Raw genomic sequence first — 23,839 nt, 5'->3', positions numbered from 1 at the left:
GGACGCGGGACCCGGACGGCCTCAGCGGCTCAGCCGCTTGAGCCGTCCGCGCTCCTTCTCGGACAGTCCGCCCCACACCCCGAACCGCTCGTCGTGGGTCAGGGCGTACTCCAGGCACGCGATCCGGCCCTCGCACGCCCCGCACAGCTGCTTCGCCTCGCGCGTCGACGAACCGGGGGCCGGGAAGAAGAACTCCGGGCCCGCCTGGGCACACAGGGCGTTCTCACGCCACGAGAGGTCGGGGGCGGGGACGGTCAGCACGTCGGTCTCCATCATCTGCATGACCGACAGGCTGCCCCAGGACCGTAAACACGCCATCAACGTTCGATCAATGGCGGATACCCAGCGCGGGGAGAATCGTCTCGGCGACCCGGTACGCCTCCTCCAGGAGCGGGTTGCCCGACAGGATGAACGTGTCCACCCCCAGCTCCTGGTACTCCTTGAGCCGCTCCACCACCTGGGCCGCGGAGCCCACGACCGCCGTTCCGGGTCCGGGCCGGAAGAGGCTCATCCCGGGCCACAGGTTCGGATGGGTCTCCAGCTCCCGTGCCCGCGCGGGCACCTTCCCGCCGTGCTGGCGGAACTGGCGCTGCCAGCCCACCCCGTCCTCGCCCGTGTGCCCGCCGAGCTGCCGGGCGTACGTCTCCTCGCTGGTGACGTCCAGGAGCCGGTCGGCGGCGGCCCAGGCCGCGTCCTCGGTGTCCCGGACGATGAGGTGGAGCCGCAGCCCGATGCGGAGGGTCCGCCCGTGCGCGGCGGCCCTGGCCCGTACGTGGTCGAGCTTCTCCTTGAGCAGGTGCGGCGGCTCGCCCCAGGTGAGGTAGACGTCGACGTGTTCGGCGGCCATCTCGATGCCCGCCGCCGAGGAGCCGCCGAACCAGAGCGGGACGTGCGTCTCCTGGACGGGGCGCAGGTCGCGGAAGGAGGCGCCCGCGCCCCGGAGGTCGTAGAAGCGGCCCTTGTGGTCGAAGACCTCGCCCGCCGTGAGCCGCTTCACGATCGACCAGTACTCGGCGCTCAGCGCGTACCGCTCGTCGTGCTCGACGTGCAGCCCGTACTCGCGCAGGGCGGCGGTCGACCCGTTGACCACGTTGAACCGCAGCCGCCCCCCGAAGAGGTTGTCGAAGCTCAGTGCCATCTTGGCGAGCAGCGTCGGTGAGATCAGTCCGGGGTGGACGGCCAGCAGCGGCTTGAACCGGGTGCTGGTGGAGGCGGCGAGCGCCGAGCCGAGCGGCCACACGTCGTAGAGGTCGGTCGCGAGCAACGCGCCCGTGTAGCCGAGGCGTTCGACGGTTCCGGCGAGCTGCTGGAGATAGCGGAGGTCGACGGGGCGGCGGCCCGCCGGCTCCCACGGATAGGCGCCTTCGCGCGGGATGACGTACCAGAGGACTTCGGGTGCCGGGGAGGCCATGGTTCAGGCCTTCCGGGGCAGGGCGTCGGCGACGGTGACGGCACGGTCGATGAATCCGGCGCGGTGGAAGACGTCCGCCGCCCGCTGCTGCTCGGCGACGAACTCCTCGGTGACCTCCTCGATCGTCCAGGGCAGCGCCCGCAGCGCGGTCTCCCAGTCGTCGGCCGAGCCGCCCTGGTCGGCGGCGGCGATCTCGGCGGCCTCGCGCGGATGCGCGGCGGCCCACTCGTCGGCCCGCCGCAGCGCCCGGGTGAGCGCCTCCACCACCTCGGGCCGCCCCTCGGCCAGGTCACGCCGGGTGAAGAACACGGACCGGTCGCTGATGACCTCGCCGGTACGGACGAGGGTACGCAGCCCGCCCCGGCGGCGGGCGGCGGCCAGCTCGGCACCCTGCGCCACCCAGGCGGTGATCGCCCCGGCACGCAGCAGTTCCTCGCTGTCGGCGCCGCCGCGCACCGGGGTGATGTCGGTGGCGTACGAGAGGCCCTCGTCGTCCAGTGCCTTGGCCACGAGGTGGGTCTGCCAGGAGCCCACGGCGAGGTGGACGGTGCCGCCCCTGAGGTCGGCGACGGCACGGACCGGGCTGTCCTCGGTGACGAGCAGCGCGCCGTGGTCGGGGCGGGGTGCGGAGACGGCGGTGTAGACGATGTCGTGCCCGGCGGCCTGCGCGGTGACCGGCGGGGTCGAGCCGGTGCCGCCGAAGTCGATGGTGCCGTCGGCGAGATGGGCGCCGGTGCGGACTCCGTCGGTGTACGGGTGCCAGGTCACGGTCTCGCCGAGGGCGGCCAGCTCCTCCTCGGCGTAGCCGAGCCGGGACAGGTGGTAGAGGGACGGGTTGCTGCGGTGGACACCGATGACGACGGTCATGCGGACGCTCCTTCGGGAGAGACGGGGGCGGGGAGGGGACGGGGGGCTTCGGAAGGGGTCGTACGGGGGTCGGCTCGGGGCCCGGGGTTCTCGGACGGGTACGCGCCGGTGCCGACTTGGGGAACGGGGGCCTCGGACGGGTACGCGCCGGTGCCGACTCGGGGGACGGGGGCCTCGGACGGGTGCACGCCGAGGTCGGCGAGGAGGCGGCGGCGCAGGGCGACGGAGGCCGGGTCGCCGGGGTCACGGGGGCGGGCCACGGTCACCCGCTCGTCGGTGACGAGCCGTCCGTCGCGCAGGACGGCGACCCGGTCGGCGAGCCGGACGGCCTCGTCGACGTCATGGGTGACGAGCAGCACGGCGGGCCGGTGGATACGGCGGAGCTCCTCCACCAGATCCTGCATGCGGAGCCGGGTCAGCGCGTCGAGCGCCGCGAACGGCTCGTCCAGGAGGAGGAGTTCGGGTTCCCGGACGAGGGCGCGGGCCAGCGCGACCCGCTGGGCCTCGCCGCCGGAGAGGGTGGCGGGCCAGGCGTCGGCGTGCGGTTCGAGGCCGACCTCGGCGAGGGCTCGCAGACCGGTCGCCCGGGTGGCGGCCCCGCGCGGCAGGCCGACGGTCACATTGGCGAGGACCTTCTTGGAGGGGATGAGCCGGGGTTCCTGGAAGACGATGGTGCGGGCGGCGGGGACGAGGGCCTCCCCTCCGTCGGCGCCGTCGAGGGCGCCCAGGATGCGCAGCAGTGTCGTCTTGCCGCTGCCGCTGGCCCCCAGCAGGGCGACGAACTCACCCCGTTCCAGGGTCAGATCGAGGCCGTCGAGGACCGGCCGGGTGCCGAACACCCGGCGCAGTCCGCTGACCCGTACGGCGGTGGTCCCGGTCGCGGGCGGGGTCGTGGTCATCGGGTTCCTCCTCCGGGGCCCGCCGTGCGCCAGGGCATGAGGACCCGCTCCAGGCCACGGACGAGGACGTCGGCGACCAGGCCGAGCAGACCGTAGACGAGGATGCAGACGGCGAGGATGTCGGTGCGGGCGTAGCTCTGGGCCTGGGACATCAGATAGCCGATGCCCTCGGTGGCGTTGATCTCCTCGGCGGCGATGAGCGCGATGACGCTGAGCGTCATCGAGAGCCGCAGTCCGGCGAGGAGCGAGGGCAGCGCCCCGGGCAGGACGACCTGCCGGACGATCGCGAGGCGGCCGAGCCCGAAGCTCCGCATGGCCTCGACGAGTTTGCGGTCGGTGCCCCGGACGCCGCCGCTGGCGGAGACGTACATCGGGAAGGTGGTGGCGACCGCGATGAGCAGGATCTTCGCGGTCTCGTTGATGCCGAACCAGACCATGAAGAGCGGGACGAGGGAGAGGAAGGGGATGGTGCGGAGGGTCTGGAGGGAGGAGTCGAGGAGTTCGTCGCCGAGCCGGGTGAAGCCGGTGGTGATGCCGAGGACGAGTCCGGCGGTCAGTCCGATGAGGAGTCCGAGGCCGGAACGGGTGAGGGAGGTGGACAGGGCGTCGGTCAGCTGGCCGTTGCCCCACAACTCCCCCACCGCGTCGAGGACCTGGGCGGGCGAGGCGAGGACGTCGGGGGTGAGGAGACCGGTGGCGGAGGCGCCCCACCAGAGCCCGAGCAGGGCGAACGGTCCGAGCGCACGGACGACGAGCGCGTACGTACGGGAACGGGGGCGGTGGATCTGGGGGCGGGGCACCACGAGCCCGGCGGTGGGATCGGCTGCGGGCGGGGACCCGGTACGGGATGCGGGCTCGGGCCGCGGTTCCGGGTCGGGCTCGGGCTCGGGCTGCGACTCGACGTCGGGCAGGGGAATGGGCGCGGGAATGGGCGCGGGAATGGGCGCGGGAATGGGCGCGGGAATGGGCAGGGGATCAGACACGGGATCGGGGCGCGGCTCCGGGTCGGGATCGGGCCTGGGGCGCCGCTCGGGGTCGGTCGCGGGGACGGGCTGCGGTCCGGTCCGGGCGGTGGGCTCCTGGGGGACGGGGGTCTCCCGGGGCGGGCCGGTCACCTGGGAGGGGGCGGCTTCCCCGGGCGGGGCGGGGGTCTTCGCCGTCCCGGCGGGGTGGGGGCCGGTCACGGCGGTCATGACAGCTTCTCGACGTCGAGCAGGTGGGAGGCGATGTCGACCTTGTTCGGTGTGACCTTCTGGTCGGCGTAGAACCGGGCGACGGTCTCGAAGCGCTCGATGTCCTCGGGGCCGATCGGGTCGACCGTGCCGCCCTTGGCGGTGAAGTCGATCTGGATCTCCTTGGCCTTGCCGTTGACGGCGGTGGGTCCGGCGTCGGTGAAGACGTTGAGGTACGCGGCCGGGTCCTTCTTCTCCTTGGCGCTGTTCTCGTGCAGATACGCGTAGAGCGCCCGGACGACCTCGGGGTGGTCCTTGGCGAAGCCCGAACGGACCGCGTTGAGGCTGTAGTTGTCGGAGCCGATGGCGGTTCCGTCGGCGACGAACCTGGCCTTGCCCGTGCCGAGTTCGGCGACGGCGTAGGTCGACCAGACGGCCCAGGCGTCGACCTGGCCCGCGTTGAAGACGGCCGCCGTCTGGTCGGGGCGGAGGTACACCCGCTCGACCCGGTCGGCGGGCACGCCCGCCTTCGCGAGGGCCTTGAGGAGCAGGTACTCGCCGGTGCCGCCCTTGTTGACGGCGACCTTCCGGCCGACCAGGTCACGGACGGAGGTGATGTCCGAGCCGGAGCGGACGAGGATGCCCTCGCCGACGGGATCGGGGTCCGTGGCGGTGAAGAAGGCGAAGCCGGGGCTCTGGGAGAGCGAGGTGACGCCGGAGGTGATGGAGCCGGTGGCGATGTCGAGCTGGTCGGCGTTCATCGCCTGGGCCGCGGGGGCGAAGGGTCCGGCGCTGCCGGTCCACGCGACCTCGGCACCGACGGCGGCGAGTGCCCTGCCGAGGCTGCCGTCCTTCTTGCCCAGGGCGAGGACACCCGCGTTGCCGGGGTCGGGGATGCGGACGGTGATCGTTCCCTTCTCTCCCTCCGCCCCGCCACCCGGGCCCGAGGCCCGGTCCGTGGCGGAGTCCCCGCCGCAGGCGGTGAGGGTGGAGAGGGCGACGAGGGCCGCGAGCGCGGCGAGCGGCGGGGCGAGTGGGCGCATGACGGTCGTCCTTCGGGGGTCGGGGAGACACGGGGAGGGGTGGGGGCGGGGGCGGCGGGCGGTTGCGGGGGCGGAGTCTCGGCGGTCCCGGACGCGTCCGGGACCGGACGCGGAGCACCGGTCGGCCGTGCCCCGGGACGTCACGACACCGGCTGCGGGTCCGGTGCGGCGGGCGGTGCCGTGGGCACGAGCAGTCGGGCGCGGCGCAGCGGCTCCGGGTCGGCCCAGGTCCGTACGTCCACCGGTCCGGCCAGGAAGCCGTGGGCGCGCAGGGCCTCCTCCTGGCGGGCGAGCAGTTCGAGCCGGGTGGCGGACAGGTCCGGGTGGAGGGTGCGGTGGGTGCCGGGCCGGTAGGCACCGGCGACGCCTGCGGCCCCCGCGCCGGTCTCGGCGCCCAGGATGCGGGCGACCTCGGCGGGTTCGCCCGCGGCCCAGTCGGCGGCGCGGAGCAGGACCGCGAGGAAGCGGGCGACCAGGTCGGGGTGCTCGTCCAGGAGGTCCTGGTGCACGGTGAGGGGGCGCGGAGTGCCGTTGTTGACGCGGTGGGCCGGGTCGGGGAGCGCGTCCAGTTCCACGGCGACCTCGGCCCCGGCGCGGCGGGCCGCCTCGACGGCGAGGGCGCCCTTCACGTAGACGGCGTCGACCTCGCCCCGGCGCAGCGCGTCGAGTTCCGCGGCCCACTGGCCCCGGTGTCCTTCGGCGGGTACGTCGACCAGGACGGCGTCGTCGAGTCCGTACCCGGCGGAGGCGAGGACGCCCTCGAAGCCGCGCAGGGCCATGGCCCGCCAGAAGTCGATGGGGACGGAGTGCCGGGGCAGCGCGAGCCGGAGACCGCGCAGGGCGGCACCGCCGCGCACCGGGGAGCCGGGGGCGACGAGCACCACCTGGCGTTCCTCGATCCAGGTGAGGCCGACCAGCCGGGTGCGCTCGCCGCGTGAACGGGCCCACAGCGCGGGCACGTTGCCGCCCTCGCGGAAGAGTCCGGGCAGGGCGTGGGTGAAGTGGGTGGCGCGGTCGGCGCCGGGGTCGGTGTCCTGGAGCGAGCGCACCGCGATGCCGTCGGGGGCGAACTCCCCGGCCAGCCATCCCCGGTCGGCGGCGACACCGGTGGCGGTGGGGACGGGGCAGCGGGTGAACCAGAGCGTGTCGGGAACGGGGGTGTGCGGCATGGCGGGCTCCCAGAGGGGACGGAACGGCGGCGACCGCGCGCGACGGGCTTCGGGCAGGGCCACGGGGCGCGGGGACGGAGTACGGAGTGGGTGGGACGGGGTGGGGCGGAGTGGGTGGGGCGGGGTGGGGCGGAGTGGGTTCGGGTTCGGGAAGGAGTCGGGTGGGACGGGGCCGTTGTACGAGGTCCCGGCACGACGGCCTCCGCCACGACGACCCCGGGCCCCCGGCACCCGGCACCCGGCACCCGGCACCCGGCACCCGGTCGGCAACGGTCCCGGAGGGTGTGCGGTCCGGGGTGCGCGGCGGAGGCGGTGGCAGGGAAGGGCGGCGAGACGGGTGAGCCGGGTGGGGCGCGCGGTCCTCCGGTGACGTGCCGGTCAGCGAGTGCCGGGGCCTCGGCGGGTGGCACGGCGCGGGAGGGCGGTCCGGAGGAGGACGGCTCGGTGCGGGAAGGCGGTCCGGCGCAGGGGTCCGGTTCGGGCGCGGGTCATGCCCGGGGGAACCGTGCCGACGACCGGCGGCTCGGCGAAGCGGCTGTCAGCGACAGCCGGCCCCCGCGACGCGCGCCAGGTCTATGTGGCGGCGGCGGGTGAGCCCGAGCGGCGCGGGAGAGGCGGTGGACGCGCGGTGCGCGGTGCGGTGTCCGTTCATGGCTGGCCTGCTCCCTCCGGCTCGGTGTCGCTGTGGTGGCTTGGCCGGAACCTTGCCACGGATGTTCCGCCGACGACAACTCGGCTCCCACGATGTGGGATTGCGTATGAACGGAGTGTTTCCGACCTCACGGGGCCCCTGATTCGGCTCCCGCCATGTGGGAGCGTGGGGACCCGATCACCCACGGGGAGCGAACCCTATGACGACCGAGGCCGGCATCGCCCGACCCCCGGCGGGCGCCCAGGCGGTCCGCCGCGCACTGGACGTGCTGCACTGTTTCCACGACAACGGGCCCGATCTCAGCGCTTCCGACCTCGCGCGGCGGCTCGGGCTCTCCACCTCCACGGCGCACCGGCTCGCCCGGACCCTGCTGGGTGCGGGCTTCCTGGAGCAGGACGCCCGTACGGCCCGGTACCGGCTCGGGCCCGCGATGACCGAGCTGGGGCGGCTCGCCTATCACCAGCGGGGGCTCCACCTGGCCGCGCCCGAGCTGTCCGACCTGGCCGAACGGACCGGCGCCACAGCGGACCTGGCGCTGCGCAGCGGACCGCACGTGATCATCGTCGCGGGCGGTTCGGTGACCCCGAAGGTGGGGCTGCGCCGGCCGCTGCACTCGACGGCGCTGGGGAAGGTGCTGCTGGCCTGGCCCCGGGCGGGTGAGGCCGGGCCGCGTTCACTGCCGCCGCTGCACGCCTTCACCGAACGGACCATCGTCGAACCCCCCGCGCTCGCGGCCGAGTTGGCCCGCGTACGGGAGGCGGGGTACGCGCTCAACGACGGGGAGTCGGCCCTCGGGGTGCGGACGGTCGCCGTGCCGGTCCTGGAGCGGACCGGACAGGCCCGGTTCGCGCTCGCGGTGCGGGCGACACCGGAGCTGATCACCGACGCACGGCTCGACTGGTACCTGGCGCAGGCACGGTCGTGCGCCCGCGCCCTGGAGGTGCTGCTGCTGACCCCGGCGGAGCGGCGCGACCCGGGGGAACGGGCCGGATAGCGGGGCGCCCGCACCCCGCCGACATGTCCGCACGGTCGTGCGTTCAGTACCATGGGCGGATGAGCGGCAGCACCGGGAACGGCCCCGGGACCAGAACCGACGGGCGCGTCGAGCGCGGGAACCAGACCCGGCGCCTGGTGCTGGGCCGGACGATGGACATCGCCTCGGTCGAGGGGCTCGAAGGGCTGTCCCTGGGGCGGATCGCGACCGAACTGGAGCTCAGCAAGAGCGGTGTCTTCGCCCTCTTCGGCTCCAAGGAGGAACTCCAGCTCGCCACGGTCCGCGCCGCCGTCGCGGTCTTCGCCGACCGGGTCGTCGCTCCCCTGCGGGACGTGCCGCCGGGTGCGGGCCGGGTGCGTGGACTGTGCCGGAACTGGCTGACGTACTCCTCGGAACGGGTCTTCGCGGGCGGCTGCTTCTTCTACGCGGTGTCGGCCGAGTTCGACGCCCGTACGGGGCCGGTACACGACGCGGTGGCCCGCGCGCGCGGCGACTGGGACGCCTATGTGGAGACGGCCCTGTCCGAGGCGCGCGCGGCCGGGGACTTCACGGCCGAACTGGACGCGGAGCAGGTGGCCTTCGAGGTGATCGCCCTGATGGAGGCGGCCAACGCGCGGTCCGTGCTGCTGGGCGATCCCCGTGCGTACGCCCGCGCCGAACGGGGGATCGAGGCCCGGCTGGGCGCCGAGGCCACACCACAGGGCCGGGAGGCCCTCGCCACCGACCGGCCCGCGTCCGGGGAGTAGCGCCCGCCCGGTACGCGGACCGGGCGCCACCGCCACTCGCCCCAGAACCCTCGGAGCACTCAGAGCACTCAGAGCACTCAGAGCACTCAGAGGGAGGCAACAGCCGTCCGGTCGGGCCGCCCCGGGCAGGACCGAGCCACGCTTCACGGAGGGGCCTCAGCCCGTCGTCACGCGCTCCCCCGACGGTTCCCCGGCGGGGGCGGCCGCCAGGAAGTCCATCGCCTCGGCCAGTACGTCCGGGTCCGTCAGGATGCGGCGGTGGCCGAGTCCCCGGGTGACGACGAGCCGCGCCCGGTCGCCGTGGGCGCGCGCGAGACTCCGGGCCTGGACGAGGGGCACCATGTCGTCGTCCTCGTCGTGGAAGAGCAGGACGGGCGCGTCGAGCGCACCGGGGTCGTGGTCGGCTCCGAAGCGGTCCCAGACACCGGGTTCCCCGGGAACGAGCCGCTGTTCGACGTACTCCCTCATGCACCGGACGACCCGGTCGTCCAGTCCGAGGCCGGTCCGGAAGCCCGCGAGGAGCAGGTCGAAGGAGCCGACGCCACCGAGCCCGACGAACCGGCCGGTGCGGATGCCGTCGCGCAGGGCGAAGAGGGCGGCGAGGACACCGAAGGAGTGGGCGACGACGGCGTGGAAGTCGCCGTGCCGTGCGTGGAGTTCACGGATGACCGCACGGTACTCGACGATGTTGCTCGCGCGTCCGGGGGACTCGCCGTGGCCGGGCGCGTCGAAGGCGACCGGGCTGTAGCCGCGGGCGAGCAGCGCCTCGGCGAAGGGGGTCAGGCGTGAGGCGCGCGAGGACCAGCCGTGCACGAGCAGGACGGGCCGCCGTCCGTCGCCCCAGGCGTAGGTGACGACTTCCCCGCCGCGCACCCGGAGCCGCTCGGTGCGGGCGGCGGTGCGGAGCGCCTGTTCGGCCGGGCGGAGCTTCGCCCGGCCGAGGGGGCGGACGAAGAGGTGGAAGGCGAGCCGTCCGGCGGGACCCGGGGCGATCCGGGCCATGGCGTGGAGGGCGGGGCGGATGAGCGGGGCCATCGGGTACATGCCGGATCTCCTCGGTCGACCTGGGGTGAAAACATTAGCACGACCGTTCGTGTTGTTTCATGGCCCGTCCAAAGCGCCGTTCGGGGCCACCGCCCCCCGACAGACCGAAGCCCACCCCGCCCGGAACGACCGGCCGCACCGGCGGACACCGACCCGCCCCTGAGTCGCCGTCCCGCCCTGAGCCACCCCCCGCCGCTCACTCCTCCCCCGGGGGCTCCTTCTTCGCCCGGCTGGGCTGCACCCGCTTCGGCTCGCCCGGCATCTTCGGGTACTCCGGCGGGTACGGCAGATCGCCGAGCCCGTGCTCGGCCTCGTCCCGGCGGGCCAGTTCGAGCAGGGAGTCCAGGGTGAACCGCTCGTCGTCCATGTCGGCGTGCACGTCGCCCAGTTCGGCGTAACGCACCGGCATCGTCCTGATGTCGAAGTCCCTCGGCACGGCGTCGTCGATCTCCTCCCAGCGCAGCGGCGCGGACACCGGGGCGTGCGGGCGGGGGCGTACGGAGTAGGCGGAGGCGATCGTGCGGTCCCGGGCCGTCTGGTTGTAGTCGACGAAGATCCGCTCGCCGCGCTCCTCCTTCCACCACTTCGTGGTCACCCGGTCCGGCATCCGCCGCTCCAGTTCCCGCCCGCAGGCGATGGCCGCGCGCCGCACCTGGGTGAAGGTCCAGCAGGGCAGGATCGGCACGAAGACGTGCAGCCCCCGGCCGCCGGAGGTCTTCGGCCAGCCGCGCAGTCCGTGCTCGTCGAGGACCGCGCGCAGTTCGTGGGCGGCGCGGACGGCGTCGGCGTAGTCGGTGCCGGGCTGCGGGTCCAGGTCGATGCGGAGTTCGTCCGGGTGGTCGACGTCGTCCCGCCGTACCGGCCAGGGGTGGAAGGTGACCGCGCCGAGGTTGGCGGCCCAGAGCACGGCGGCGGGCTCGGTGGGACACATCTCGTCGGCGGACCGGCCGCTGGGGAAGCTGATGTGGGCGGTCGGGATCCAGTCGGGCAGGTACTTCGGGGCGCGCTTCTGGAAGAAGGACTCGCCGGTCACTCCGTCGGGGTAGCGCTCCAGGGTGGTGGGGCGGTCGCGCAGGGCGCGGGTGATGCCCTCACCGACGGCCAGGTAGTAGCCGGCCATGTCCAGCTTGGTGTAGCCGGGTTCGGGGAAGTACACCTTGTCCGGGTGGGACACGCGTACGGTCCGGCCGCCGACTTCCAGTTCCACCGCTGCCGCCTTGCCTGCCATGCGGGCCAGCCTAGGGCTCGCCAACAAGTCCCGCATACCGGACAATCGACCTATGGATCTTCCGGTGATGCCGCCCGTGAAACCGATGCTCGCGAAGTCCGTGAAGCGCGTTCCGCCGGGGATGCAGTACGAGGCGAAGTGGGACGGCTTCCGCGCGATCGTGCACCGGGACGGGCCCGAGATCGTCATCGGCAGCCGTACGGGCAAGCCGCTCACCCGCTACTTCCCGGAACTGGTCGAGGCGTTCACGACCCGGCTGCCGGAGCGGTGCGTGGTCGACGGCGAGATCGTCGTGGACCACGACGGACGGCTGGACTTCGAGCGGCTGAGCGAGCGCATCCATCCGGCCGACTCCCGGGTCCGGACACTGGCGGCGAGCACCCCCGCCCGCTTCGTCGCCTTCGACCTGCTGGCACTCGGGGACTCCTCCCTGCTCGACGCTCCGCTGGTGGAGCGGAGGGCCGCGCTCGAAGCGGCGCTCGCCGGGGCCTCCGCGCCCGTGCACCTCGCTCCCGCGACCCTGGACGCCGGGCTGGCCGCGCGCTGGTTCGAGCGGTACGAGGGCGCGGGCCTGGACGGCGTGATCGCCAAGCCGCTGGACCTGCCGTACCGGCCGGACGCCCGGGTGATGTACAAGATCAAGCACGAGCGGACGGCCGATGTCGTGGTGGCGGGCTACCGCTTCCACAAGAGCGGCCCCGTGGTCGGCTCGCTCCTGCTCGGCCTCCACGACGACCGGGGCGCCCTCCAGCACGTCGGCGTGTGCGCGGCCTTCACCGCCGCCCGGCGCGCCGAGCTGGTCGAGGAGCTGGAGCCGCTGCGGATGGACCCGCCGGACGGGCATCCATGGGCGGCGTGGGCGGACGGGGCGGCGCACGAAGGGGCGCGGCTGCCGGGTGCGCCGAGCCGCTGGTCGGGGAAGAAGGACCTGTCATGGGTGGCCCTGCGGCCGGAGCGGGTCTGCGAGGTGGGATACGACCACATGGAGGGCGACCGCTTCCGGCACACCGTCCAGTTCAAGCGCTGGCGCCCGGACCGCGCCCCGGAGTCCTGTGGATACGGACAGCTGGAGGAACCGCTGTCGTACGACCTGGCGGAGATCCTGGGACAGGACGACCGGACGGGGCCCGCCTCCTGAGGGCGCCGGACGGGTTCCGTGCCCTCGGGTCGCACGGACGGACCCCGCTTCCCGGGCGGCATCGGACGGGTCCGCCCCCATGACGGCCGAACCGGCCCGCGCTCCGTGGACACCGGATGCTCACGTGTCCTGAGGATGTCGACCCCTCCTCTATCCCTCCACACCCGGAAGACACAAATCCGGTGCGTGAGATGCTTCACATTCCGTTTGTGGCAAGCCGGGCCCAATCCACCCTTTCCGGCAGCCCGTTCGACGAACGTACGCTCGATACGCAGGAACCGTGCGCAATCCGGTCTCCGCCGTCCGCCCCCGCACCTGCGGGAACCCCGGCTCCCGCGCGGTCCGCCGGGGCCACGTCCGCCGCCCTCTCCCCGTGGCGGCCCCCCGAAGAGCGCCCGGCCCGTCACCGCACCGGGACGTCACCGTGCCGGAACGCGTACGGCGATCCGGTACGTATGGAGGGCAGACCCCTTCCGTACCCTCCCCGGACCGACTAGGACTGACCCGTGATCACCTCGCCCTCGCGCCTCGTTCCCGTTCCGATCCCCGACCGCGTGGCCGCCCTGATCGGCTCCTGCCTGCCGCTGCACGTCCTTCAGGCGGAGGTCGACGCGGACTGCGCGGCCCGTGAGGCGTACCGGTTCCGGGCGCCGCTGTGCGCCGAGGACATGGCCGACCGCGAGCACGCCCTGTCCGTGCTCGCCCGCGCCAACAAGGTCCTCGCGAAACACCATCCGCAGCTCCCCGTGACCCCCTGACGGCCCGGCGGGATCCGCCCGTTCGGCCGTCCCCCGGAGGCACGCGCCCGGAGCCGGTGTGACGCTGCGAGGGTGACCACCACCAGCGACGCAGCACCCGCGCCCCCGGTCGCCACCGAGCCACCCGTGCTCGACGGCCGCCGCCGGAACATCGTCTTCGGCACGATCATGCTGGGCGTGTTCCTCGCGGCCCTCGACCAGACGATCGTCGGCACGGCGCTGCCGACGATCGTCTCCGATCTCGGCGGCGCCGCCCACATGTCCTGGGTGGTCACCGCGTACCTGCTGGCCGAGACCGTCGCCACCGTCCTGGTGGGCAAGTTCGGCGACCTCTTCGGCCGCAAGGTGATCTTCCAGATCTCGGCGGTCGTCTTCATCACCGGCTCGTTCCTCTGCGGACTCGCCACGAACATGACGCTGCTGATCGCCTGGCGCGGACTCCAGGGCATCGGCGCGGGCGGTCTGATGGTCACGTCGATGGCACTGATCGCCGATGTCATCCCGCTGCGCGAACGCGGCAAGTACCAGGGCGCGATCGGCGCCGTGTTCGGCATCTCCACCGTCATCGGACCGCTCCTCGGCGGCCTGTTCACCGACCACCTCACCTGGCGCTGGGCCTTCTACGTCAACGTGCCCATCGCGATCCTCGTGGTCGTCGCCGCCGCCCGGACCATCCCGTCGGTGCGCTCCGCGAGCAGACCCGTCATCGACTACGCGGGCATCGCGCTGGTCTCCGTGGGCTCCAGCGCCCTGATCCTGGGGACCAGTTGGGGCGGGAACGAGTACGCCTGGGGCTCCGCGGTCATCATCGGCCTCTTCGCGGGCGGGCTCGTCGCACTCGCCCTGTTCTGCTGGGTGGAGACCCGGGCGGACGAACCCATGCTGCCCATGCGACTGTTCGGGAACCCGGTCTTCACGGTCTGCTCCGTGCTCAGCTTCATCGTCGGCTTCGCCATGCTCGGCGCGATGACCTTCCTGCCGACCTATCTCCAGTACGTGGACGGGGACTCGGCGACCGTCTCCGGCATCCGCACCCTGCCCATGGTCCTCGGCCTGCTCATCGCCTCGGTGTTCAGCGGCAACGTGGTCAGCAAGACCGGCCACTACCGGATCTTCCCGATCCTCGGCTCGCTGGTGATGGGCGTCGGGCTCTATCTGCTCTCCCTCATGAACCCGGGCACCAGCGCCTGGCTGGCGTCGCTCTACATGTTCGTCCTCGGCATCGGCATCGGCCTGTGCATGCAGGTGCTCACGATCGCCGTGCAGAACACCGTCGACTACGCCGACCTCGGCACCGCCACCTCGGGCGTCACCTTCTTCCGCACCCTCGGCAGCTGCTTCGGCACCGCCGTCTTCGGCACGATCTACGCCAACTCCCTCAAGCCGAACCTGGCGGCCGGGGTCGGCGAGGCCTCGGCGGTCGCCGGAGGCCTGGGGCTGAACCCGGCCGACGTGGCCCGCGCCGCCCAGAGCCCGGCGGGGCTCCACGCGCTGCCCCCGCAGGTCGCGGAACCGATCGTGCGCGCCTACGCCGACACCCTGCACACCGTCTTCCTCTGGACCGTGCCGGTCGCCGCCCTCGGCTTCGTGGTCGCGCTCTTCCTCAAGCAGGTGACGCTCCGGGACTCGGCGCGGGCCGCCGCGCCCGACATGGGCGAGGGCTTCGCCTCCCCCACCACCTCGGGCGACTCGGCGAAGCTCCTGGAACTGACCGTCGGCCGCATCCTGCGCCGCACCGACCTCGACACGGCCCGGCGGATCGTCACCACCTCCGACACCCGCCTGGACACGGCGGGCGCCTGGGCGGTCATGCAGGTCGAGCTGTTCACCCGGACCGTCGGGCACGCCAGCCTGGGTCTGGTCTCGGCCGGGCGGCGGGTGCCACCCGAGGTGCTGCTCCCGGTCTTCGACCGGATGGTCGACGAGGGCTTCCTGACCCGCGACGGCAACCTGCTCTCGCACACCCCGGCGGGGCAGCGGGAGGCGGAGGTCATCACCCGTGCCTGGGGCGACTGGCTCGCCGCCCTGGTGGAGCGGGAGAGCGGCCGGCCCAGCGGGCCCGAGCTGCGCAGGGCCACGGACGCCATCACCAAGAAGGTCATCGCCCAGGACCTGGCGAACGGCCTCCCGGGCGCCCGCTCGGAGGCACCGGCGGCCGTCCGCTGAACATCCGGGCCGCTGGACATCCGGGCGGCCGGACGTTCCGGGCCGCCCGGGCACAGGACCGTCCGGCAGCCGCCCACCGGGCCCCGGCGGTACGTCCCCGGCAGCGCACCGGCTCCCCCGCGAGCCGCCGGAAGGCCCGGCCCGCCTCCCGGCCCTACTCCGTGACGTCACCGTCCACGTACACCCAGGCACCCTCGTGCCGGGCGAAACGGCTCCGCTCCCGCATCTCGCCCGCCTCGCCACCGTGGACGTACCGCGCCGTGAAGGTGACGGTGCCCTCCTGGTGGAAGGGCGTGCCGTGGGCGACGGACTCGACCTCCAGGCCCGTCCAGCGGAGCCCCGGGTCGAAGTCCACCCCGTCGGGCCTGGTCCCGGGCGCCCAGGTGCGCAGGAGATAGGGCTCGTCGCGCACGACGAAGGCGCTGTAGCGGGAGCGCATCAGCAGTTCGGCGGTGGGCGCCGTACCCGCCGTACCGGCGTGGAAACGGCCGCAGCAGGTGCCGTAGACGGCGTCGAGGCCGCAGGGGCAGGGCGAGTCCGCCGTCACGGCGGGCGCGGCGGCCCGGGAGGCGCGGGCCGGGGAGGTACGGGGGCGGGTCTTGCGTCGGGACATGCCGCCATTGTCGCCCACCGGGCACCCCGGCGGCTGCCCGGCATGTGGACGGCGGCGTGGACGCCGGGCTCCGCTCCCGCTGCTCACGGGGCCCGTCCGAGTAGCGTACGGGCATGAAACTGACGATTCTCGGAGGCGGCGGATTCCGGGTGCCGCTGGTGTACGGCGCCCTGCTCGGCGACCACGCCGAGGGGCGGGTCACCCGGGTCACCCTGTACGACCTGGACGGGGGGCGGCTCTCCGCCGTCGCCCGGGTCCTCGCGGAGCAGGGCGAGGGGGTGCCGGACGCGCCGGTGGTCACGGCCACGACGGATCTCGACGAGGCCCTGCGCGGGGCCGACTTCGTGTTCTCCGCGATCCGGGTGGGCGGTCTGGAGGGCCGGGCGGCCGACGAGCGGATCGCGCTCGCCGAGGGGGTGCTCGGGCAGGAGACGGTCGGCGCGGGCGGGATCGCGTACGGACTGCGGACGGTCCCGGTGGCCGTGCGGATCGCCCACCGGATCGCGGCGCTGGCCCCCGACGCCTGGGTCATCAACTTCACCAACCCGGCCGGTCTGGTGACGGAGGCGATGTCGCGGGTCCTCGGCGACCGGGTCGTCGGCATCTGCGACTCCCCGGTGGGTCTGGGCCGCCGGGTCGCCCGGGTCCTCGGCGCCGACCCGGACCGCGCGTCGATCGACTACGTGGGCCTCAACCACCTGGGCTGGCTGCGGGGGCTGCGGATCGACGGCCGGGACGAGCTGCCGAGGCTCCTCGCCGACGAGGAGGCGCTCGGCTCCTTCGAGGAGGGCAGGCTGTTCGGCCCGGAGTGGCTGCGCTCGCTCGGCGCCGTGCCCAACGAGTACCTGCACTACTACTACTTCAACCGGGAGGCCGTACGGGCCTACCGGGCCGCCGAGCGCACCCGGGGCGCCTACCTCCGCGACCAACAGGCCGGTTTCTACGCCGAGATGGAGAAGCCGGACACGGCGGCCCTGGCCGCCTGGCACCGTACGCTCGCCGACCGGGAGGCCACCTACATGGCGGCCAACCGGGAGTCCGCGGGGATCGGCGAACGCGACGAGGAGGACCTGGAGTCGGGCGGCTACGAGAAGGTGGCGCTCGCCCTCATGCGGGCCATCGCGCGGGGCGAGCGGGCCACCCTGATCCTCAATGTGCGCAACGGCTCGACGCTCGCCGCGCTCGACGCGGACGCCGTGATCGAGGTGCCCTGCTTCGTCGACGCGAACGGCGCGCACCCGGTGTCGGTGTCCCCGCTGCCGTACCACGCGGTCGGCCTGGTGACGGCGGTGAAGGCGGTGGAGCGGGAGGTGCTCGCGGCGGCGGAGAGCGGTTCGCGGGCGACGGCGGTGAAGGCGTTCGCGCTGCATCCGCTGGTCGACTCGGTCACAGTGGCCCGCCGCCTGGTCGAGGGCTACACGGCGGCCCACGAGGGCCTGGGGTACCTGCGCCCCTGAGACGTCTCCGGTTCGTCCCGGGCGCGTCGCGGAGTCGTACGACCGAAGAACGCGCCCACGGACGAAGAACATCTTTACGAGTCGGGGGGCGCGGCCTAGGCTCGCGCCCCATGACCTCACAGCGCAGTGGAGTACGGCGGGAGGTGGCCCGGCTGCTGTCGGTCTGCCTGCTGGCCGCCGGTCTGGTGGGAACCGTGCCCGCGGCAGCGCGGACGCCGACGGCGGCAGACGGGCCGGTCGTCGTGCCCGTGCAGACCACCGGACCGACCGACCGGCGGTTCAACCTGGTGTTCCTGGGCGACGGTTACACCGCCGCCGAGATGCCCCGGTTCCGGGCGGACCTGGAGCGGCACCTCAACACCCTGTGGTCCATCGAGCCGTTCGCCTCCTACCGTTCGTACATCAACGTGTGGGCGGTGGAGTCCCCTTCGGCCGAGTCGGGCGTGGACTGCGATCCGGGTCTGGACGCCCCCGCCCGCGACACCGTCCTCGGCATGGGCTTCTGGGGCGGCTGCAACCCCGGCAGCGTGCAGCGGCTGCTCACCGTCGACGGACGCGCGGCGGGCGCCCTCGCCGACCTCGTCACCGGGACGCGGAGCGCCAACCGGCAGATCGTCGCGCTCGCCAACAGCTCCACCTACGGCGGCGCGGGCGGCGGCTACGCCACCGCGTCCGGCGGCAACGCGCTCTCCTCCCTCATCACCCCGCACGAGCTCGGGCACTCGCTCGGCGGCCTCCAGGACGAGTACGACTACTACGGGCGCGGGGTGCCCGGCGGGACGTACACCGGCCCCGAGCCCGACTCCGCCCACCACACCCTGCTGACCGAGCGGGAGATGCGGGAGCGGCGCGCCAAGTGGTGGCGGTGGCTCGGCGACGAGAGCGAGTCCGGCGGGGTCATCGGCCGCCACGAGGGCGGTCTCTACAGCACCGGGGGCGTCTGGCGGCCCAGCAGGCACTCCCTGATGAAGACCCTCGGCTACGCCTTCGACCAGGTGGAGCGGGAGGTCATGGTCCGGGCGATCTCCGCGAAGGTGAACCTGGTCCAGGACCACACCCCGAACACGGCGCCGGTCGGCGCGGACCGGACCGTCTGGGTCGACACCCTGCACCCCGTCGGCGGCGCGCTCTCCGTCACCTGGCGCCTCGACGGGCGCGTCCTGCCCACGCGCGGCGCCCGCACCGTGGACCTGCGGGCACTGCGGCTCGCGCCCGGTCCGCACACCCTCACGGCGACGGTCACCGATCCGACGCCGTTCGTCCGCGACCCGGCCGTCCGCGCCTCCGCCGCGCTGACCCGCACGGTCGGCTGGACGGTGGACCCCGGCGTCACCACGGGGCGGGACGACACCGCGCCCCGGTTCACCGGGCACACGCCGACCGACGCCCCGGTGGGGGCCCGTGCCGTCGTCCACGCGGACACCACCCATCCGGTGGACCGCGCGCCCGTGGTCCGCTGGCGGCTCGACGGCCGTCCCGTCACGACCGGCGCCGGCGACCGTGACCTGGACCTGGGCGCGCTCCGGGTCTCCGCCGGCACCCACACCCTGACGGCCCGGATCGCGGGCACCGGCGAGGTGCTGACCTGGACGGTGGACGCCCGGCCCGCCACCGTCTCGTACGAGCTGTCCGAGCCCCTGCGGACGGTCCGGCGGCCCGGACGGCCCGTGGAGTACGTCCACGACGGCCCGTTCACCATGCGCCTGACCGGGCGGGACGACCGGGCGGGCGCGGTGGTGAGCCAGTTCCGGGTGGACGGCGACGGCTGGTACACGTACTACGGCTGGCCGACGGACGCGGACGCGCCCTTCCGGTTCACGCCCGGTGGGACGGTCATCGACGATCTCGTGTACGGGAAGCTGGGCCGGAGCCGGGCGGTCCCGTGGGACGACGCCACCCCGGACTACGGCACGCACAGGATCGAGTACCGGGCGATCGACGCCGCCGGGAACGTGAGCGGGGCGCGGAGCTTCCTGGTGACCCTGGTGCCGCCGCGCGGCTGACGGGCCCGTGACGTACAGAGGCCCGTGGACCTCGACCGGTCCACGGGCCCGCGTACGCGCCGTTCCTGTGAGCGGGTCTCCGGCCGGGCGGCCGGGACCCTTCGGATCCGGGCCGGTCGATCAGGGCCCGGGGGCCGGAGCCCGTGGGCCGGGGTCCGGGGACCGGGGTCCCCGGGCCAGGGCCCGTCGATCAGTGGTCCGTCGGTCAGGGCCCGTCGATCAGGGCTTGCGGGCCACTCCGGCCCACCCCGGGATCGGCTCCTCGCCCGGGACCGGGACGGGCTCGCCCAGCTCCGGGTGCCATTCGGCGGTGAGCGAGACCCCGGGCTCGACGAACTCCAGGCCGTCGAAGAACGCGGCCAGCTCGTCGCGCGAGCGGGGCCGCAGGGTCAGTCCGCGCGCCTTGTACATGGCGGCGGCCTTCGCCGCGCCCTCGGGGTTGAAGTCCCCGGTGACGTGCGAGAGCACCAGATAGCTGCCCGGCGCGAGCTGGTCGACCAGCTTGCGGACCAGGTCGTACGCGCCGTCCTCGTCCCCGACGAAGTGCAGCAGGGCCAGCATCGAAAGTGCGATGGGCTGATCGAAGTCAAGGACCTTTCCGGCCCTTTCGAGGATGATCTCCGGGTCGCGGGCGTCCGCCTGGATGTACTCGGTGGCCCCTTCCGGGGTCGAGCGCAGCAGGGCGGCCGCGTGCGCGAGCACGATCGGGTCGTTGTCGCAGTAGACGATGCGGGAGTCCCGTGCCGCCTGCTGCGCGATCTGGTGCAGGTTCGGCTCGGTGGGGATGCCCGTGCCGATGTCCAGGTACTGCCGGACGCCGTGGGCGCTGAGCCAGCGTATGGCGCGGTGCATGAAGGCCCGGTTGACCCGGGCCATGTCCCGGCCCCGGGCGTCGACGGTGAGCAGCTGGCGTGCCATCGCCTCGTCGACCGGGTAGTTGTCCTTGCCGCCCAGGAACCAGTCGTACATGCGTGCCGGATGCGGCGTACTGGTGTCGATCCGTACGGATGCGGGGTCCTGGGTCATCGGCTCTCCTGGTCGGGACGATCGGGTGGCGCTACAGAAAGAGTTACGCGACGAAGCGGGCGGGACGGAAGGGCTCAGGTGAGGAGAAAATCAGCCTGACCTGATTTGGCCCCCTGGATGAATGCGGCGATCTCCCCATGGGTGTAGATGAGCGCGGGTCCTTCAGGGTCTGCGGACTGTCGCACGGCGACTCTGCCGTCGGCCAGTTTCATGGCTTCGACGCAGTTGCCCCCGTTCCCGCCGCTCCAGGGCTTGTGCCAGCCCTCGGCACCGAGCTCGGCGGCGGGCATACCGCTGTACACGCGATCCATTCACAGCTCCTTGCGGAGATTCCGGAGAATCTCCTTCGTGCGTTGTGCAGTCGCGGCCTGCGCCGCCATGCGGTCCATGACCTCCAGGTGGGATGCCACCTCGGGGCGCGCGTCGAGGTAGACGGCGCCGGTCAGGTACTCGCTGTAGACCATGTCCGGGAGTTCCGGCATGGCGAAGCGGAAGAGGACGAACGGTCCGTACGTACCGGGATGGTGTCCGGACGCGAACTCCGCGATCTGCAGGGTGACGTTCGGCAGCTCGGACGCTTCGAGCAGCCGATCGAGCTGGTCGCGCATCACTTGGGGCCCGTCGCCGACCGGTCGGCGGAACACCGTCTCGTCCATGATGACCCAGAACTTCGGGGCGTCCTCCCTGGTCAGCAGGGACTGACGTTCCATCCGCAGGGCCACGTGCCGCTCGGTGTCCTCTTCCCTGTCGGCGTCACTGCCGCCGCCGACCGCTCCGCTGCGCAGAATGGCGCGGGCGTAGTCGTCGGTCTGGAGCAGGCCGGGGACGAACTGGGGCTCGTAGGCCCGGATGAGGCTGGCGGCCCCCTCCAGGCTGACGTACATGGAGAACCAGCCGGGCAGCACGTCGTGGAACCGCTGCCACCAGCCGGGGAGGTTGGCCTCCTCCGCGAGAGCGATGAAGCCCTCCGCCTCGGAGTCCGTGATCCCGTACTCCTTCAGGAGGAGCTGCACGTACGGGATCTTCAGTGCGACCTCGGCGGTCTCCATCCGCCGGACGGTGGCCGGGGCGACCCGGAGGACCTTCGCCGCCTCTTCCCTCTTCAGGCCGGCACGCTCCCGCAGATCCTGCAGGCGCTTGCCGAGAACGACCTGTCCCACTGTGGGGGCGGACCGCGGCTCGCTCACTCTCAGACCTCCCCGACGCACTGTTTCGACGAGTGTGCCACGAAGCCGGGCCAGAGAGAACACGGCACTCTGCAATTTCCAGAGTGCCACTTGCCAAGTGTCCGAGTCAGGAGGACAGTGATCCGGTGAACCAGTACACGCTGTCGTCGTACGCCCCCGCGTCACCGCGACCGCGCCGTACGGCAAGTCCTGCCCACTGTCGTGAGGAACCGGTCGTGGCCTCTGGTAACGCGCAGCCTTCAGGTCTGATGAGTCCCCGAGTCATGGCCCAGCGCCCGCAGCAGCAGGCCGATACCGTCCGACGCTTCGCCTTCGAGCTCCCGGCCCTCACCGCCTCCGTCGCACGGGCCCGCAGACTCGCCGAGGAGCGGCTGATCCTCTGGGGCTGCGGCCCCGGCATACGCGACACGGTCGCCCTGGTCGTCTCCGAACTGATCACCAACGCCGTGGTGCACACCGCGAGCGACCGGGTGATCTGCGAACTCCGCGAGGGCGAGGAGACGCTCCGGATAGCCGTGCGCGACGAGGGCGGCCCGGCGGGCCCCCGGATACGCGACTGCGGCGAGGACGAGCGCGGACGCGGCCTCCTCATCGTGGACGCCCTGTGCACCGCCTGGGGCGCCGAGCGCACCGGACACGGCACTGCACAGGTCGTCTGGGCGGAGCTCGCCCACGGCATGGGGGAACCGTGCTGAGGTCCATGGCCACCCGCATGATGCCGCTGCTCCCCGGAGCCTTCCGATCCCCCGCCGACCGCCTGTCCTTCAGGTCCGCCTCCGACGGCGGGTCCTCCAGGTCTCCCGCCCACCGCGTGCCGGAGCCCCGCCTCTCCCCCGCCGCCCTGCCCCGCGAAGTGGGCGCCACCCGCCTCACCGTTCCCGCCGGGCTCAGCACCGGTCTGGGCCGCGACGCCGTCGGCGTCCCCGCCCGCTTCGGCTTCAAGATCCTCTCCCGGCTCCCCGCCAAGGGCTGCGTCTACGCGGACTCCGACTGGTGGTGGTGGCTCGTCCCGTCCGGCTCCGATCTGGAACTGGCCTGGCCGCTGCCCGCCTGCTACGCCCCCGGCGCCGAGATCCCCGACCGGGGGCCGCGCCTGGTCCACCACCCCGACGGAACCTCGCCCTACACCCCGCCGATCCCGCTCTACCTGCTGGTCTGCCAGCTGACGGGCACCGCACCGTCCTGGACGGCGCCCGCCGTGCGCAGCGCGCTCTGACGCGCGCGGACCGGGACGGCATAGGGTCGGGGTCATGTTCACCCCGCAGGGACCCAGCCTCAGCGAACTGGCCGTGCAGGCCCTCTCGTCGGTCGAGCACGGCTACGACCTCCTCGCGGAGAAGTTCGACGCGACCCCGTTCCGCACCTCCGACCGGGTCCTGAGCGCCGTCGCCGACGCCCTGGAGCCCCTCGGCCCCTTCGGTACGGGGCTCGACGTCTGCTGCGGCACGGGGGCCGGCCTCGACGTCCTCCGCTCGGTCTGCGCGGGCCGGATCACGGGGGTCGACTTCAGTACGGGGATGCTGGACCGGGCCCGCCTCGCGCACCCGGCCGCCACCCTGGTCCGCGCCGACGCCCTGGCGCTGCCGTTCGCCCCCGCCTTCGACCTGGCGGTCAGCTTCGGCGCCTTCGGCCACTTCCTGCCGGACGCCCAGCGCACCCTGTTCGCCCAGGTCCACGCCTCGCTGCGACCCGGTGGCACCTTCGCCTTCCCGCTCCCGGCCCCGCCCAGGGTCGGCTCCCGCCCCTACTGGACCCTGTGGGCCTTCGACACGGCGATGCGCCTGCGCAACACGGTCCGCCGGCCACGGTTCGTCATGTACTACCGCACCTTCCGCCTCGCGGACGTCCTTACCCGGCTGGGGGAGACGGGCTTCGAGGTCACCCTGCTCCCCCTGGAACCCCTGGGCCGCCGGGAGGACGGAAGCCCCCGGTGCCGACTGGTGCTCGCGACAAAACCCTGACGGGCAACGGCCCGCCCCGGCACGGAGCAATCCCCGCGACGACGGCCTCCCCTCAGGGAAATACAAGAAATGCCGGTCGATTCGAGATCGACCGGCATTTCTCCTTCGGTGTCCGAGGGGGGACTTGAACCCCCACGCCCGATAAAGGGCACTAGCACCTCAAGCTAGCGCGTCTGCCATTCCGCCACCCGGACAAGGTGTCTGCCGCACCAGGGCTTCCCCCTCGGCGACAACGCAACCGTATCAGGGGTTCACGGTGACTTTCACCCGCGTTTCCCGTGGTCAGACGGCAGGCCGCCCCCTTT

Annotated in this window: 24 protein-coding genes and 1 tRNA gene; 10 read left to right on the top strand and 15 right to left on the bottom strand. The window is 73.2% G+C overall.

Going from position 1 to position 23,839, the window contains the following annotated elements:
- Positions 1-21: 21 nt before the first annotated feature.
- From ACIRQY_RS01020 to ACIRQY_RS00985, 8 genes are all read right to left on the bottom strand, one after another.
- A complete protein-coding gene (locus tag ACIRQY_RS01020; RefSeq protein ID WP_403921306.1) occupies positions 22-282 on the bottom strand; it encodes a WhiB family transcriptional regulator in 261 nt (86 codons plus the stop codon).
- Between the two features lie 46 nt (positions 283-328).
- Positions 329-1,411, bottom strand: a complete 1,083-nt coding sequence (locus tag ACIRQY_RS01015; RefSeq protein ID WP_403921303.1) for an LLM class flavin-dependent oxidoreductase — start codon at positions 1,409-1,411, stop codon at positions 329-331.
- 3 nt (positions 1,412-1,414) lie between these two features.
- Positions 1,415-2,278, bottom strand: a complete 864-nt coding sequence (locus ACIRQY_RS01010; RefSeq protein WP_403921300.1) for an ABC transporter substrate-binding protein — start codon at positions 2,276-2,278, stop codon at positions 1,415-1,417.
- Positions 2,275-3,177: an ATP-binding cassette domain-containing protein gene (locus tag ACIRQY_RS01005; RefSeq protein WP_403921297.1), complete on the bottom strand. Its 903-nt coding sequence runs from the start codon at positions 3,175-3,177 to the stop codon at positions 2,275-2,277. The genes ACIRQY_RS01010 and ACIRQY_RS01005 overlap by 4 nt, the downstream gene beginning before the upstream one ends.
- Positions 3,174-3,980 carry an ABC transporter permease gene (locus ACIRQY_RS01000; RefSeq protein ID WP_403922256.1) on the bottom strand — a complete coding sequence of 269 codons (807 nt, stop codon included), beginning with the start codon at positions 3,978-3,980 and terminating at the stop codon, positions 3,174-3,176. The genes ACIRQY_RS01005 and ACIRQY_RS01000 overlap by 4 nt, the downstream gene beginning before the upstream one ends.
- Positions 3,981-4,366: 386 nt before the next feature.
- On the bottom strand, positions 4,367-5,392 hold the full coding sequence (locus ACIRQY_RS00995) for an ABC transporter substrate-binding protein (protein WP_403921294.1): 1,026 nt from the start codon (positions 5,390-5,392) through the stop codon (positions 4,367-4,369).
- Positions 5,393-5,532: 140 nt separating this feature from the next.
- The gene (locus tag ACIRQY_RS00990) at positions 5,533-6,561 is read right to left on the bottom strand and encodes an ABC transporter substrate-binding protein (protein WP_403921292.1); all 1,029 of its coding nucleotides are present in this window, start codon (positions 6,559-6,561) and stop codon (positions 5,533-5,535) included.
- A gap of 538 nt (positions 6,562-7,099) precedes the next feature.
- Positions 7,100-7,213, bottom strand: a complete 114-nt coding sequence (locus ACIRQY_RS00985; protein WP_351780059.1) for a putative leader peptide — start codon at positions 7,211-7,213, stop codon at positions 7,100-7,102.
- A gap of 199 nt (positions 7,214-7,412) precedes the next feature.
- Here ACIRQY_RS00985 and ACIRQY_RS00980 point away from each other — a divergent pair, with 199 nt between their 5' ends.
- Positions 7,413-8,207, top strand: a complete 795-nt coding sequence (locus ACIRQY_RS00980; protein WP_384851797.1) for an IclR family transcriptional regulator — start codon at positions 7,413-7,415, stop codon at positions 8,205-8,207.
- A gap of 59 nt (positions 8,208-8,266) precedes the next feature.
- Positions 8,267-8,953, top strand: a complete 687-nt coding sequence (locus ACIRQY_RS00975) for a TetR/AcrR family transcriptional regulator (RefSeq protein WP_403921287.1) — start codon at positions 8,267-8,269, stop codon at positions 8,951-8,953.
- Positions 8,954-9,109: 156 nt separating this feature from the next.
- Here ACIRQY_RS00975 and ACIRQY_RS00970 read toward each other — a convergent pair whose 3' ends face one another.
- Together ACIRQY_RS00970 and ligD are read right to left on the bottom strand one after the other, a co-directional pair.
- Complete coding sequence (locus tag ACIRQY_RS00970; RefSeq protein WP_403921285.1) at positions 9,110-9,997, bottom strand: alpha/beta hydrolase; 888 nt, start codon at positions 9,995-9,997, stop codon at positions 9,110-9,112.
- A 196-nt stretch (positions 9,998-10,193) separates the two neighbouring features.
- Positions 10,194-11,225, bottom strand: coding sequence for a non-homologous end-joining DNA ligase (ligD, locus tag ACIRQY_RS00965; protein ID WP_403921282.1), 1,032 nt, complete (start codon positions 11,223-11,225; stop codon positions 10,194-10,196).
- Positions 11,226-11,277: 52 nt separating this feature from the next.
- Here ligD and ACIRQY_RS00960 point away from each other — a divergent pair, with 52 nt between their 5' ends.
- The 3 genes from ACIRQY_RS00960 (at position 11,278) to ACIRQY_RS00950 (ending at position 15,287) form a co-directional block, all read left to right on the top strand.
- Positions 11,278-12,363: an ATP-dependent DNA ligase gene (locus ACIRQY_RS00960; protein ID WP_403921279.1), complete on the top strand. Its 1,086-nt coding sequence runs from the start codon at positions 11,278-11,280 to the stop codon at positions 12,361-12,363.
- Between the two features lie 506 nt (positions 12,364-12,869).
- Entirely contained in the window at positions 12,870-13,121 is a 252-nt protein-coding gene (locus tag ACIRQY_RS00955) for a hypothetical protein (protein ID WP_403921276.1), read from the top strand.
- A gap of 72 nt (positions 13,122-13,193) precedes the next feature.
- A complete protein-coding gene (locus tag ACIRQY_RS00950; protein WP_403921273.1) occupies positions 13,194-15,287 on the top strand; it encodes an MDR family MFS transporter in 2,094 nt (697 codons plus the stop codon).
- Positions 15,288-15,441: 154 nt separating this feature from the next.
- Here ACIRQY_RS00950 and ACIRQY_RS00945 read toward each other — a convergent pair whose 3' ends face one another.
- On the bottom strand, positions 15,442-15,900 hold the full coding sequence (locus tag ACIRQY_RS00945) for a YchJ family protein (protein WP_403921271.1): 459 nt from the start codon (positions 15,898-15,900) through the stop codon (positions 15,442-15,444).
- Between the two features lie 113 nt (positions 15,901-16,013).
- On the opposite strand from ACIRQY_RS00945, the gene ACIRQY_RS00940 reads away from it, so the two are divergent.
- Both ACIRQY_RS00940 and ACIRQY_RS00935 read left to right on the top strand, forming a co-directional pair.
- A complete protein-coding gene (locus ACIRQY_RS00940) occupies positions 16,014-17,357 on the top strand; it encodes a 6-phospho-beta-glucosidase (protein ID WP_403921268.1) in 1,344 nt (447 codons plus the stop codon).
- A gap of 110 nt (positions 17,358-17,467) precedes the next feature.
- Entirely contained in the window at positions 17,468-19,360 is a 1,893-nt protein-coding gene (locus tag ACIRQY_RS00935) for a M64 family metallopeptidase (protein WP_403921265.1), read from the top strand.
- A 219-nt stretch (positions 19,361-19,579) separates the two neighbouring features.
- On the opposite strand, the gene ACIRQY_RS00930 is transcribed toward ACIRQY_RS00935, so the two are convergent.
- The 3 genes from ACIRQY_RS00930 to ACIRQY_RS00920 all read right to left on the bottom strand — a co-directional run bounded on the left by ACIRQY_RS00930 (position 19,580) and on the right by ACIRQY_RS00920 (position 21,573).
- Positions 19,580-20,386: an SAM-dependent methyltransferase gene (locus tag ACIRQY_RS00930; RefSeq protein ID WP_351780088.1), complete on the bottom strand. Its 807-nt coding sequence runs from the start codon at positions 20,384-20,386 to the stop codon at positions 19,580-19,582.
- 74 nt (positions 20,387-20,460) lie between these two features.
- The gene (locus tag ACIRQY_RS00925) at positions 20,461-20,697 is read right to left on the bottom strand and encodes a DUF397 domain-containing protein (protein ID WP_351780091.1); all 237 of its coding nucleotides are present in this window, start codon (positions 20,695-20,697) and stop codon (positions 20,461-20,463) included.
- On the bottom strand, positions 20,698-21,573 hold the full coding sequence (locus tag ACIRQY_RS00920; protein ID WP_351780094.1) for a helix-turn-helix transcriptional regulator: 876 nt from the start codon (positions 21,571-21,573) through the stop codon (positions 20,698-20,700).
- Between the two features lie 263 nt (positions 21,574-21,836).
- Here ACIRQY_RS00920 and ACIRQY_RS00915 point away from each other — a divergent pair, with 263 nt between their 5' ends.
- From ACIRQY_RS00915 to ACIRQY_RS00905, 3 genes are read left to right on the top strand one after another with little or no spacing between them, the layout of a single operon-like run.
- Positions 21,837-22,268, top strand: a complete 432-nt coding sequence (locus tag ACIRQY_RS00915; RefSeq protein WP_351780097.1) for an ATP-binding protein — start codon at positions 21,837-21,839, stop codon at positions 22,266-22,268.
- 5 nt (positions 22,269-22,273) lie between these two features.
- On the top strand, positions 22,274-22,789 hold the full coding sequence (locus ACIRQY_RS00910) for a hypothetical protein (protein WP_351780100.1): 516 nt from the start codon (positions 22,274-22,276) through the stop codon (positions 22,787-22,789).
- A gap of 34 nt (positions 22,790-22,823) precedes the next feature.
- Positions 22,824-23,534: a class I SAM-dependent methyltransferase gene (locus ACIRQY_RS00905; protein WP_403921261.1), complete on the top strand. Its 711-nt coding sequence runs from the start codon at positions 22,824-22,826 to the stop codon at positions 23,532-23,534.
- A gap of 109 nt (positions 23,535-23,643) precedes the next feature.
- Here ACIRQY_RS00905 and ACIRQY_RS00900 read toward each other — a convergent pair.
- Positions 23,644-23,728 (bottom strand) — tRNA-Leu (locus ACIRQY_RS00900).
- Positions 23,729-23,839 lie beyond the last annotated feature (111 nt).

This window comes from Streptomyces sp. NPDC101490 (assembly GCF_044767145.1).
GTDB lineage: Bacteria > Actinomycetota > Actinomycetes > Streptomycetales > Streptomycetaceae > Streptomyces.
The sequence above is the reverse complement of the archived record's forward strand: the minus strand, read 5'-3'. Positions and strand labels throughout refer to the sequence as shown.

What these genes read in the sequence shown, in the direction of transcription:
- ACIRQY_RS01020 (WP_403921306.1), bottom strand. Translation starts at nt 282, where the DNA reads ATGCAGATGATGGAGACCGACGTGCTGACCGTCCCCGCCCCCGACCTC.
- ACIRQY_RS01015 (WP_403921303.1), bottom strand. Translation starts at nt 1,411, where the DNA reads ATGGCCTCCCCGGCACCCGAAGTCCTCTGGTACGTCATCCCGCGCGAA.
- ACIRQY_RS01010 (WP_403921300.1), bottom strand. Translation starts at nt 2,278, where the DNA reads ATGACCGTCGTCATCGGTGTCCACCGCAGCAACCCGTCCCTCTACCAC.
- ACIRQY_RS01005 (WP_403921297.1), bottom strand. Translation starts at nt 3,177, where the DNA reads ATGACCACGACCCCGCCCGCGACCGGGACCACCGCCGTACGGGTCAGC.
- ACIRQY_RS00995 (WP_403921294.1), bottom strand. Translation starts at nt 5,392, where the DNA reads ATGCGCCCACTCGCCCCGCCGCTCGCCGCGCTCGCGGCCCTCGTCGCC.
- ACIRQY_RS00990 (WP_403921292.1), bottom strand. Translation starts at nt 6,561, where the DNA reads ATGCCGCACACCCCCGTTCCCGACACGCTCTGGTTCACCCGCTGCCCC.
- ACIRQY_RS00985 (WP_351780059.1), bottom strand. Translation starts at nt 7,213, where the DNA reads ATGAACGGACACCGCACCGCGCACCGCGCGTCCACCGCCTCTCCCGCG.
- ACIRQY_RS00980 (WP_384851797.1), top strand. Translation starts at nt 7,413, where the DNA reads ATGACGACCGAGGCCGGCATCGCCCGACCCCCGGCGGGCGCCCAGGCG.
- ACIRQY_RS00975 (WP_403921287.1), top strand. Translation starts at nt 8,267, where the DNA reads ATGAGCGGCAGCACCGGGAACGGCCCCGGGACCAGAACCGACGGGCGC.
- ACIRQY_RS00970 (WP_403921285.1), bottom strand. Translation starts at nt 9,997, where the DNA reads ATGTACCCGATGGCCCCGCTCATCCGCCCCGCCCTCCACGCCATGGCC.
- ligD (WP_403921282.1), bottom strand. Translation starts at nt 11,225, where the DNA reads ATGGCAGGCAAGGCGGCAGCGGTGGAACTGGAAGTCGGCGGCCGGACC.
- ACIRQY_RS00960 (WP_403921279.1), top strand. Translation starts at nt 11,278, where the DNA reads ATGGATCTTCCGGTGATGCCGCCCGTGAAACCGATGCTCGCGAAGTCC.
- ACIRQY_RS00945 (WP_403921271.1), bottom strand. Translation starts at nt 15,900, where the DNA reads ATGTCCCGACGCAAGACCCGCCCCCGTACCTCCCCGGCCCGCGCCTCC.
- ACIRQY_RS00940 (WP_403921268.1), top strand. Translation starts at nt 16,014, where the DNA reads ATGAAACTGACGATTCTCGGAGGCGGCGGATTCCGGGTGCCGCTGGTG.
- ACIRQY_RS00935 (WP_403921265.1), top strand. Translation starts at nt 17,468, where the DNA reads ATGACCTCACAGCGCAGTGGAGTACGGCGGGAGGTGGCCCGGCTGCTG.
- ACIRQY_RS00930 (WP_351780088.1), bottom strand. Translation starts at nt 20,386, where the DNA reads ATGACCCAGGACCCCGCATCCGTACGGATCGACACCAGTACGCCGCAT.
- ACIRQY_RS00925 (WP_351780091.1), bottom strand. Translation starts at nt 20,697, where the DNA reads ATGGATCGCGTGTACAGCGGTATGCCCGCCGCCGAGCTCGGTGCCGAG.
- ACIRQY_RS00915 (WP_351780097.1), top strand. Translation starts at nt 21,837, where the DNA reads ATGGCCCAGCGCCCGCAGCAGCAGGCCGATACCGTCCGACGCTTCGCC.
- ACIRQY_RS00910 (WP_351780100.1), top strand. Translation starts at nt 22,274, where the DNA reads ATGGCCACCCGCATGATGCCGCTGCTCCCCGGAGCCTTCCGATCCCCC.
- ACIRQY_RS00905 (WP_403921261.1), top strand. Translation starts at nt 22,824, where the DNA reads ATGTTCACCCCGCAGGGACCCAGCCTCAGCGAACTGGCCGTGCAGGCC.